The organism is Caballeronia sp. LZ003 (assembly GCF_031451465.1).
GTDB lineage: Bacteria > Pseudomonadota > Gammaproteobacteria > Burkholderiales > Burkholderiaceae > Caballeronia.
Map to the genome: position 1 here is coordinate 1 of NZ_JARUXJ010000016.1, position 2,305 is coordinate 2,305.

General features: G+C 59.9%; 4 protein-coding genes and 1 pseudogene. All 5 read left to right on the forward strand.

Annotated elements, in window-relative coordinates:
* A pseudogene (locus QCE79_RS32390) lies at nucleotides 1-651 on the forward strand (helix-turn-helix domain-containing protein); the annotation flags it as partial.
* Nucleotides 648-878 carry a hypothetical protein gene (locus QCE79_RS32395; protein ID WP_309851388.1) on the forward strand — a complete coding sequence of 77 codons (231 nt, stop codon included), beginning with the start codon at nucleotides 648-650 and terminating at the stop codon, nucleotides 876-878. The pseudogene QCE79_RS32390 and the gene QCE79_RS32395, both read left to right, overlap by 4 nt.
* Nucleotides 875-1,204: a hypothetical protein gene (locus QCE79_RS32400; protein ID WP_309851391.1), complete on the forward strand. Its 330-nt coding sequence runs from the start codon at nucleotides 875-877 to the stop codon at nucleotides 1,202-1,204. Before QCE79_RS32395 ends, QCE79_RS32400 begins: the two co-directional genes overlap by 4 nt.
* Nucleotides 1,198-1,785 (forward strand): hypothetical protein, encoded by a 588-nt coding sequence (locus tag QCE79_RS32405; RefSeq protein ID WP_309851394.1) that lies wholly within the window; start codon nucleotides 1,198-1,200, stop codon nucleotides 1,783-1,785. Before QCE79_RS32400 ends, QCE79_RS32405 begins: the two co-directional genes overlap by 7 nt.
* Nucleotides 1,786-1,891: 106 nt before the next feature.
* Nucleotides 1,892-2,257 carry a hypothetical protein gene (locus QCE79_RS32410; protein WP_309851397.1) on the forward strand — a complete coding sequence of 122 codons (366 nt, stop codon included), beginning with the start codon at nucleotides 1,892-1,894 and terminating at the stop codon, nucleotides 2,255-2,257.
* Nucleotides 2,258-2,305: the final 48 nt, after the last annotated feature.

A 2,305-nucleotide genomic window follows, 5' to 3' on the forward strand; every position in this document is an offset into this window, starting at 1 on the left:
CCCTCCACATTTCCCTCGAAGCCCCTCCACATTTCCCTCGAAGGGGTACCAAATGTGGAGGGCAAGAAGGGTTTAGAAGAGAAAGAGAAGAACTTAGATGAGCAACCTGCGCGACGTGCGTCGCGAGTTGCGTTGCATGAGCAGATCCGAAATCTCGAACTGCCGGACGAGATCACGCCGGACGTCTGGGCGATGTGGTGCGAGCACCGGGAAGCGAAGCACAAGGACGCGCCATGGACGCGAGTCGCCGCTGCCGTTTCGGTCAAACGTTTGCTTTCGCTCGCAGCCGTCGGTCAGTCGCCTCAGGTGACGGTCGAGGAGGCTGTGCTTCGTGGCTGGACAGGGCTTTTTCCCGTGAAAGCTGAGACGGGGGCGTCGATGCCGCTCGGCGGCGCGAGATTGATCGCAGCGGACTGGTGGCGAACATCAGGGGGCATCGAGGCGCGCGCCGAGCAGCTTGGCGTACGGCAGGGCGATGGTGAACTGTTCATGCGCTTCAAGGCCCGCGTGTTCAAGGCGGCCGGCCCAGGCGAATGGATGGAGGACATGCTGCGCACGGTCGGCCGCGAGAGCGAGGAGCACTACGAGGCGCTGTACGCCTACTTCAACGACATTCCTCGCGATCGACACGGCAACACGGAGGCGGCATGAGCAAGCGCCGTCCGAACCGCGCCGCCTCGAATCAGCAAGGCGACCTGCTCGGCGCAGAGCTCGGCATGAACAACTGCAAAACATGCCGATGCGCGACCGCGAAGGCGGCCCATGAGCGGATGCATCGCGCTGGCTTTGCGAATTGCGCGCTGCTGCCCGACTGGCACTACGTGTCCAGCGTATCGACCTGCCGTTTCAACCCTGTTACTTGGAGTCAAAAGTCATGAATGTTCAGAAGCTCGCCCGAGCCGTCCTGTTCGACGTGCTGCTCGTCATCTGCCTGTACCTGTGGATCGAGGGTGGTCATGCTCTCGCACGGGATGTCGCAATCGCCTACCTTTGCGTCATCGCTGAGGTCATGTGGATCGCTGCCCTGCTCGTGCCTGCGAAGGATTACGAGCACGGCTATCCCGTGAATGCCTTCTACGACTTTGTTTCGACCACAGCCATCCTGGGCATTCTCGCCGGGCAGCGCGAGTTCATCGTCGCGATGCTACTCGGCATCCCGTACTTCCTCACCTTGGCAAAGCGGGAAGCGGCGCAAGCATGGTGAAGCGTTCCTCACCTTGGCGGATGCATGTGTCAGAGGGCACGAAGAAAGTCGGCACCGCGCGCGTGCGTGAGGACATGACGGTTGGCCGCGATTCGCAGCAACGAGCCCTGGCGCAGAAATTCGGAACACAACCAAACAGCGAAGTCGACGAGATTATGTCTTGTGCCGAACCTTTCGTGTCGCTCGCACCGGCGGCGCGCGTGACGGCGCCATCGGGTGAGTCTGCGAGAAAGGCACTTCAGGCGCTGGGCCGGCTTCGCGACGGCGAGCAGAACGCAACCGAGCGCCGTTACGAGGAGCATCTCGAACAGCAACGGCGCTCAGGCGAAATCCAGTGGTACATGTTTGAGGGCATCAAGCTGAAACTTGCGCCGAGGACCTTTCTGACTGTGGATTACGTGGTGTTGCCTGCGTCCGGGGTGTTGGAGCTGCACGACGTGAAGGGTGCGCGCGCCATCTTCAGCGATGACGCCAAAGTCAAGATGAAAGTCGCCGCGTGGATCTTTCCCCTCGTGTTTAAGGTGGCGTATCCGAGAAAGGCGCGCGACGGCGGCGGTTGGGAGGTGGACGAAATTCGATGAACAACTCGCGACTTAAAGCGTTCTGCATGCGCAAACACGGTGGTCTGCGCATCCAAACGATGGCATCGGTGCGCGCAGTACGGATGGGTTTGGCAGAGGAAATCGCATGAGAACGATGCAAGCAATGGTACTGACAGTACAAATTCCCGTTGTCGGTCTCGTGACGGAGAAGGGAATGCGCGGCCGCTACACCTATATGACGAACAAGACGCCAATAGAAACGATGGTGCATGGCTTGCGCCGTGTGCGGCATCTTGATCACAGCGGCGAGGAATACAAGGTCAAGGCGCTGGCGTTCATTCCCGTGGGATACCGCGGCTCGATTCCAAGATCTGATTGGGTCGATCACGAATACGCATGGGTCGATTGCCTTTATGCGAGTAACTGGAAATCACTTGCCGCGTTCCGCGATAGCGGCGAGCACACATGGATGGCGCCGGATGCGCCGATATCGGAAGGAAGCAAGGTATGACACCAGCAAGATTTCAAGCGGCGCTGAGCGGGCAATCTGCGATTGCGA

What these genes read in the sequence shown, in the direction of transcription:
- QCE79_RS32405 (WP_309851394.1), top strand. Translation starts at nt 1,198, where the DNA reads ATGGTGAAGCGTTCCTCACCTTGGCGGATGCATGTGTCAGAGGGCACG.
- QCE79_RS32400 (WP_309851391.1), top strand. Translation starts at nt 875, where the DNA reads ATGAATGTTCAGAAGCTCGCCCGAGCCGTCCTGTTCGACGTGCTGCTC.
- QCE79_RS32410 (WP_309851397.1), top strand. Translation starts at nt 1,892, where the DNA reads ATGAGAACGATGCAAGCAATGGTACTGACAGTACAAATTCCCGTTGTC.
- QCE79_RS32395 (WP_309851388.1), top strand. Translation starts at nt 648, where the DNA reads ATGAGCAAGCGCCGTCCGAACCGCGCCGCCTCGAATCAGCAAGGCGAC.